This is a genomic window from Trebonia sp. (assembly GCF_030042015.1).
GTDB lineage: Bacteria > Actinomycetota > Actinomycetes > Streptosporangiales > Streptosporangiaceae > Trebonia.
On record NZ_JASIAL010000517.1, the window covers coordinates 1 to 7365 of the forward strand.

Below are 7365 nucleotides of genomic sequence, written 5' to 3' on the forward strand. Positions count from 1 at the left end.
ATCAGGAACGTGCCTGGCGCACACGGGCTTGGCTGGGCGGTCGCCACCGCGGCCACCGGCCTGTCGGCCATGCTGATCGGGCTGTTCACCCAGATGGTCTCGGCGACCCGCGAGCAGCGAATCCTGGTCGTCACCGGGATCATCGCGGGTTTCGTCGGCCTGGCTCTCGGCCTGGCGCACGGCGGCTTCTCCGGATAAGGCCCCCGCCGACGCACCACTAGACTCGGCGCTGCTCGTTCTGGCGCTCCACAGAGACTGCTTTCATGAGCCGTCTGGGTCGGCCTCACCCGGCATCAGGCACCCGCCGAGAAGCACGCGCAGGATCAGGCTGTTCATGTCTTCCAGCCGCGCATGCACGCTGCCTCCGCTGGCCGGATTCAAGTCCAAGTCAATGCCGCCATGCTCATCTAGCATGACGGACGCCTCGCCGCCATAACGCCTCTCGAGCATCGCGGCCAGCTGCTCATCCGGCGCAACTGGCTTCATGCTGATCGCTCCGCAGCGAAAGGCACCCAGGCAACCCGGCCGTTGCGGCGGTCGGCCCGCCAGCCCTCGCCCGCGCGCCGGTAGCTATCGGCAAGCGTAGTAATCCCGAGCACGGCGAACGCCTTTTCCACCCGTGCGGCGTTCGCCTGCCCGCTCGTAAGGCATGCTTCGGCGGCCTCACGGGCTCTCGTCTCGTCATCGGTAACGCCACGGAACTGTCCGGGCTCACACGCATCCCATAGCCAGACAATCACGAGATCAGGTTGCCCGACGTGGCGCAATCAGGAAAGATGGATTGCGGCAATTTGCGCCGCAATTCAACCTAGTGCGCTGATGGCATCGGTGATGAGCACTCGGGCCTCAGCACCGTAGACTGCCAGCCCCGCCAGGCGATCGAACGCTCGCAGATAGACGACGACATCGCCCGGCGCGGTGACGGTGACCTGGGCTGACAGCAGCTCGACGTGGACCCGGGCGTCATCGAAGGCGTTGAATGCTTCCAGCGTCCACATCGGGCGCGCTTGTGCTGTGAACGGGATGACGCCGAACTTCACCTGCGGGAGCGCGGTAGCACTCAGCAGTTGTCCGAGCTGTGCAAGCATGACCTCGCTGCCCCCCACCCGGTATCGCAGGACGGATTCTTCGACCAGGATCGCGAAACGGCGGCTCTCAGAGTTCAGTATGCGGTTGCGGTTCATACGCGCACGGACGGCCTCTTCCACGTCGTCCGGAGTGCCCTGGAAGGCAGTGATAGCAGACATCAGGGCGGTTGCGTACCCGCGGGTCTGGAGGAATCCTGGCACAACCGTAGAGCAGTAGACCTTGAATACCCGGGTGCGCTCGTATAGTGTTCCGCGGGCCTCTTGGAGGCGGCGCATGCCGGTACGGTGCAACCGTCGCCATTCCTGGTACATCGAGTCGGCCGCCCGGGATGCCGCGATCAGGTCTACCGCCTGGTCGGGAAGCAGGCAGACCTGGCACCAGACCCTGATGTCGGAGTCGCTCGGCGTCTGCTTGGCCGATTCGATGCGACTGGTCTTCGCCTCGTGCCAGCCCGCAGCCGCCGACAGCGCCTTCCCGGTCAGCTCGGCATCCAGCCTGATGTCGCGCAGCCGGTCGGCCAGCTCCTGCCGAGCCCGCTGCACGCTTGACGAAGGTGAGATAGGCACTGTTCGCCGCGAACGTCAGATGGGCTTGTAGTCGGTGTGCGGGATCGCGCGTTCCCAGACGGCATCGAAGGCTTCAGCGCAGGCGCTGACCACGCCAGGGTCTTCTGACAGTTCATGTTCAAGGAAGGTGCCGTCGCCCGCGAAGTAGCCGAACCGGATCAGCCGGCTGTCCAGGACCCAGAAGTCGTTGGCGGGTATGAGCAGTTCGCGTGCCAGCCTCCGCGGCAGCCAGCGCACATCCTCGCCCGCCGCAATGTTCGTGCCGCTTGTCATCTCATGCTCGTAGCGGATGAACGGCGCGAGCGGTTCCGACACCACCCTGGCCCGACGGAACCCGATGCCCCTTGCTGCGTGGGCCCGTACCAGCGCGTGCCAGTCTGGAAGCTCTGGCTCGTGCACTGGCCTGCCTGCCAGCCAGCTCCGGTACAGCGGGTCGTCAGGCGTGTACGCGTCCCTCGTTTCCAGATGCACCGCCGAGGTCGTCGTTGCTGCGATCAACTCGCGGAAGGGCGGCACCATAGCCATTCACAGCCTCCAGGAGGATCTCACGCATTCTCGCCGGAAGCCTGACCACCGACTCGTCGTCAGCGATCGGGCTGTAACCAGCAATGTCCGCGAGCGTATCCGGGTTGGTGACCATCCACCCCTGAAGCAGGAAGTCGCCGGTCTCCTCATCGATGAAAACCGCCGGGCAGTTGTCGCCGCCAGTGTCCGGGTCGATGCCCACAAAGCGTAGCGCCACGAGATGCTCCTTGGCTCGCCGTATTGCGCACTATTGCACACCATCGACTTTTGCGCGCTTAAGCCGATACGTCAAGCGACCTGTGGCATGCCGTCCGGGTGATCATGAAGACCGGCCCCTCTTGTTAGCGGTCTTCGGACCTCGTAGTCGATTGCCCCGATTTTTCACGTCGGCCATCTTATTCGATAAACATGCATGACCAAGCATATGAACTACGTTGCCAACCTGGACTAGGCTGTGGGCATGGTGCGCATCGGGGGCCATTTCCACGCCGACGACCCGCTAGCGGAGGCGATCGCGTGCGACGCGCGGATCGCGCAGTTCTTCCTCGGTGACCCGCAGGGGTGGCAGGGACCGGTGATCCCGGGCGGCGACCCGGGTGCCGTCGCCGCCGGGTACGCCGCGGCGGACGTGCAGGTGTACATCCACGCGCCCTACGTGATCAACGTGGCGACCACCAACAACCGCATCAGGATCCCCTCGCGCAAGCTGCTCGACCAGCAGCTGCGGGCGGCCGCGTCGGTGGGGGCGAAGGGGCTGATCGTGCACGGCGGGCACGTCACCTCGGGCGTGGAGCCCGAGGCAGGCCTGGAGAACTGGCGCAAGGCGGTCGAGCGTATCGAGCGCCCGCTGCCGATGCTCATCGAGAACACGGCGGGCGGCGCCGGCGCGATGGCCAGGTCGCTCGACGCCATCGCGCGGCTGTGGGACGCGGTCGCCGGCGCCGCGCCTGACGGCGGCGAGATCGGATTCTGCCTGGACACCTGTCACGCGTACTCGGCGGGCATCGACCTCGCCGAGGCGGTCGACCGGATCAAGGCGATCACCGGCCGGATCGACCTGGTGCACTGCAACAACTCCCGTGACGAGTTCGGCTCGGGCGCCGACAGGCACGCGAACTTCGACTCGGGGACGATCGACCCCGCGGTGCTGCTCGACGTGGTGCGCGCCGCCGGCGCGCCGGTGATCTGCGAAACGCCCGGGGCGGGGCTGGCCGCGGATATCGGCTGGCTGCGGGATAAGCTCGCGGACGCCTGAGCGGGACGCCGCGCACCCCGCTGCCAGCCGAGCACGAGCCGGTCCGGCGCGCCGTCGAGGACGCCTCCCGCGGGATCGTCGCGACCGGAAAGACGCACCACGTCCCGTTCCGGGTGGAGGACGTCGATCACCACGAAGCCGCAGACCAGGCCGACGGTGAGGAATCGCGCGAGCAGGGTGACGAAGTACCACCCCGGGGTGATCCCCGCGTACCCCGGCTGGCCGGGGGCGGTGTAAAGGTAGACGAAGTAGCCCCAGATGCCGAAGAAGTAGGCGACCTCGCCGAGCTGCCACAGCAGGTACGGCCAGAGCCGCGGCCGGGCCAGCACGGCGAACGGCACCAGCCAGATCACGTACTGCGGTGACCACACCTTGTTCAGCATCAGGAACGCGGCGAGCAGCAGGAAGCACAGCTGCGGCAGCCGGGGTCGGCGCGGCGCGGTGAGGGCGAACACGGCGATCGCCAGGCAGGCGATCGCGAAGCATCCCGTCGACACCAGGTTCAGCTCGCCGATCGAGGGGTTGCCGAGCAGCGGCACGTTGTAGTGCTCGAACATGTACCAGATGGACCCCCAGTCGGCGCCGCGCGACCGGTTGAACGCATAGAAGCGGCCCCAGCCCGCCGTCGCGATCACCGCGATCGGCAGGTTGACCGCGAGCCAGGCGACGACCCCGCCGGCCAGCGCGCGCCAGAACTCGCGCATCCGCCCGGCGCGCAGGCACAGCAGGAGCAGCACGCCGAAGACGAGCAGCGGGTAGAACTTCGCGGCCACGCCGAGGCCGAGCAGGACGCCGGCGAGGATCTCGCGGCGGCCGGCCCAGGCGGCGATGCCGCCCGCGGTCAACGCCATCGCCAGCAGGTCCCAGTTGATGAACGCCGCCAGGATCAGCCCGGGCGCCAGCGCGACCATCAGCGCGGCCTTGGTTCCGCTGCCCAGCCGGGTCCGGCCGCCGGCCGTGCGGCCGGCCGGCGCGTCCCCGGCCGCGTACCCGGTCGCGAGCACCCCGGCGACCAGGCAGACGGCGAGCAGCACGACCGTCACGTAATAGAAGTCCCTGCCGCGGGTGTAGGGGTCGGCGACCGAGTGCACCACCCAGGCCGCCAGCTGCATCATGCCGCCGATGAGCACCGGGTACTCCACCGGGTGCCCGCTGTACGGCACCTGCCCCGAGGACAGTCCCTCGTTGTAGTAGAGCGGGTAGATATCGGTGTAACAGGCATCGCGGAACTGCCCGGTGAAGCTGTTCCACGCCCCGCCCGAACTGCACGGCAGCTTCTGCGCGTAGCCGAGGAACGCCGCCGCGACCGATGCCGCGACGCCTGTGCCGACGAATGCCGGATACCGCACCTTGCCGCCTCGCCCCGCTCCGCGCCCGCTAACCGACCGTACCAGGCCGGCGTCTGCGCCTGCGCCGCCGGGACGCGCGCGTCCACAGCAGCGAGCCGGGCAGCACCGACAGGCCGCCGAGGGCAACGCCGGCCTGAACCCCGTCCGCTGACAGCGCGGCCGTTCCTGCACCTCCGCCGCCGCCGCCTCCTCCGCCGCCGCCGCCGCCAGGCCCGCCAGGGGTCGGGGTACCCGTCGGTGACGCGGTCGGGCTCGCGGTCGGGCTCGGCTGACCGGACGGCGAGCCGGTGGGCGTCGGGGTAACTGGCGGCGTCGGGAACGGCTGGTGACCGTGGCCAGGCAGCGTGGTGGACGGCGTCGGGGACGGGTGCTTCTTCGGCTTCTTCTTGGCCTTCTTGGGCAGATTGCCGACCTGGTTCCACTTCTCGCCGCTGAACTGGGGCGTGAGGAACTGCTCGACAGGGAGCTGCGCGAATTCGGCCTCGGCGAACGTGTTCCAGATCCGGGCCGGCCAGTACCCGCCGAAACCACCGCCGGCGTCGCCGCCGAGGCCGTTCAGCGTCTCGGTCGTGTTCGTGGACTGGTTCTCCGTGAAGATGCCGACGCTGAGCGAGTACTGCGGGATCGCGCCGATGAAGAAGGCGGACTGCGCGGAGTTCGTGGTACCGGTCTTGGCGATGATCGGCCTGCCGTCGCTCATCTCCGCGGCGGTCCCGGTTCCTTCGGTGGTGACGGTGGACATCGCGTACTGCACCTGCGAGTCCTCGGCCGCCGAGAGAACAACGTGCGAAGTGACGGTTCCCGGCGTGGAGGTCCCGGTCGTGTCGATGATCGTCTTGACCAGGTGCGCCGAGTGATAGACCCCGTTGTCGGTGATCGTGGACAGCATCGTGTCCTGCTCGTTGACCGTGAGCGGGGCGATGCCGAGCGCCATGCCGACCTCCCCGAGGTAACCCTCAAGACCCGAGCCTTCCGGGTAGGGGGAGATGTTGACGCCCATGTTCGCGGCCATGTTGATGATGTTCTGCGTGCCGACCCGGTGCGCCAGGTCGGTAAAGGCGGCGTTGGAGGACTGGGCGAACGCGTTCTGCACGGTCAGCGGGCCAAGCGACTCGTCCCCGTCGTTGTTGACCTCGTAGGCGCCGGGCAGTGCCTGCTTCGCGGAGCGCGCGGACAGGACCAGCGGATCGGTGTCCGGGGGGACCCACAGCGGGCTGAATCCGTTCAGGATGCTGGTCTGGACGTTCATCCCCTCTTGCACGGCCGCCGACAGCACGTACGGCTTGAACGACGAGCCGACCTGCTCGCGGGCGTACACCGCGGTGTTCACGTCGCAGTCGTATTTCTGGCACTGCGCCTTCGACATGTTCTGGCCGCGGCCCGCGTACATCGCGATGATGGAGCCGTTCGCCGGGTCCTGCAGCTCGGCGCCGACCAGCGCATACGACGGCAGCGCGCCGCCGTCCTGCGCCATCAGCTCCTCGTTGGAGCCGACCGCCTGGTAAAGCGCGACCTCCATCGGGCGGCTGATTGTGGTGATGATCTTGTACCCGCCAGTCTCCAGCTGCGCGAGCGATATGTGGTCGACATCCTCGAGCTCGTTCTGGACCACGTTCATGATGTACGGATCCCACGGGTCGGGCCCGTAACTCTGCTCAGGCTCGTCGTTCATGGCAGGGAACTTCATCGAGTCGGCCTGCGCCTGGGTGAGGTCCCCCATCTTCACCATGCCGTCAAGCACATAATGCCAGCGGGCCTCGAGCTCCGGCCGGTACTGGGGCAGCGGGTAGTTGGACGGCTGCTGGATGATCGCGGCGATGACCGCGGCCTGGGCGACGGTCAGCTTGGACACCGGCACCCCGAAGTAGGTTTGCGCGGCGGCGGCGACCCCGTAGGCGCCCGTGCCCAGGTTGATCGTGTTCAGGTAGTTGGTGAGGATCCACTGCTTGGTCTCCTCCTTGGAGACCTTCATCGCCACGAAGATCTCCTTGATCTTGCGGCCCACGGTCTGCTGCGTGCCGATGTCGTTGTAGTAGTTCCTGACGAACTGCTGGGTGATAGTCGAGCCGCCGGCCAGGCCGCCGCCGCTGCTGGTCAGGTCGTCGTAGGCCGCGCGCAGGATGCCGGTGGGGGAAATCGCGCCCTCGGTCCAGAAGCTGCGGTCCTCGGCGGCCAGCACGGCGTCCTGCACGATCTTCGGGATCTGGTTGTAGGTCAGGATCTGCCGGTGGATGTTGTCGACGCCGAACTCGCCGATCGCCGTCGTGCCGTTGCTGTAGTAGACCGTGGAGTTCTGGTAGAAGATGTCCGAGGCTAGCTGCGTCGGGATCTGCGTGCTGTTGTACTCGTAGAGGAACCCGGCGACGATCAGCACGACGACCCCGGCGAAGCCCGCCGCGACGAGCGCGAGCACCTTCTTCCACGTCCAGTGCCGCCACCAGCTGCCCTTGACCTTGACCTTGCCCCGCCCAGGGCGGCCGGTAAGACCGCGCGCGTCGCGCCCCGGGCCATGGCGCCCGGGCCCGCCTGGCCCCTGGCCGGCGCCAGGACCCCGCCCGCCGCCGCGGTAGCCCCCGGGGCC

The 7365-nt window shown here is 67.8% G+C and carries 6 protein-coding genes and 2 pseudogenes; 2 read left to right on the forward strand and 6 right to left on the reverse strand.

Annotation, left to right across the window (positions count from 1 at the left end; genetic code table 11):
• Positions 1-198: pseudogene (locus Q1N79_RS27630) on the forward strand (hypothetical protein); the annotation flags it as partial.
• A gap of 63 nt (positions 199-261) precedes the next feature.
• Here Q1N79_RS27630 and Q1N79_RS27635 read toward each other — a convergent pair.
• The 4 genes from Q1N79_RS27635 to Q1N79_RS27650 form a co-directional block, all read right to left on the reverse strand.
• Positions 262-486 (reverse strand): hypothetical protein, encoded by a 225-nt coding sequence (locus Q1N79_RS27635; protein WP_300613981.1) that lies wholly within the window; start codon positions 484-486, stop codon positions 262-264.
• A 317-nt stretch (positions 487-803) separates the two neighbouring features.
• Positions 804-1631, reverse strand: a complete 828-nt coding sequence (locus tag Q1N79_RS27640; RefSeq protein ID WP_300613982.1) for a helix-turn-helix transcriptional regulator — start codon at positions 1629-1631, stop codon at positions 804-806.
• A 39-nt stretch (positions 1632-1670) separates the two neighbouring features.
• Positions 1671-2126 carry a DUF6879 family protein gene (locus Q1N79_RS27645; RefSeq protein WP_300613984.1) on the reverse strand — a complete coding sequence of 152 codons (456 nt, stop codon included), beginning with the start codon at positions 2124-2126 and terminating at the stop codon, positions 1671-1673.
• A complete protein-coding gene (locus Q1N79_RS27650; RefSeq protein WP_300613985.1) occupies positions 2092-2397 on the reverse strand; it encodes a hypothetical protein in 306 nt (101 codons plus the stop codon). Before Q1N79_RS27650 ends, Q1N79_RS27645 begins: the two co-directional genes overlap by 35 nt.
• Positions 2398-2640: 243 nt before the next feature.
• Here Q1N79_RS27650 and Q1N79_RS27655 point away from each other — a divergent pair, with 243 nt between their 5' ends.
• Positions 2641-3435, forward strand: coding sequence for a deoxyribonuclease IV (locus tag Q1N79_RS27655; protein WP_300613987.1), 795 nt, complete (start codon positions 2641-2643; stop codon positions 3433-3435).
• A 389-nt stretch (positions 3436-3824) separates the two neighbouring features.
• Here Q1N79_RS27655 and Q1N79_RS27660 read toward each other — a convergent pair.
• Positions 3825-4550: pseudogene (locus Q1N79_RS27660) on the reverse strand (glycosyltransferase 87 family protein); the annotation flags it as partial.
• A 262-nt stretch (positions 4551-4812) separates the two neighbouring features.
• On the reverse strand, positions 4813-7365 hold a 2553-nt coding region (locus Q1N79_RS27665), incomplete at its 5' end, for a transglycosylase domain-containing protein (RefSeq protein ID WP_300613988.1).

Coding starts and splice junctions, on each gene's coding strand:
- Q1N79_RS27655 (WP_300613987.1), top strand. CDS start 2,641: ATGGTGCGCATCGGGGGCCATTTCCACGCCGACGACCCGCTAGCGGAG.
- Q1N79_RS27635 (WP_300613981.1), bottom strand. CDS start 486: ATGAAGCCAGTTGCGCCGGATGAGCAGCTGGCCGCGATGCTCGAGAGG.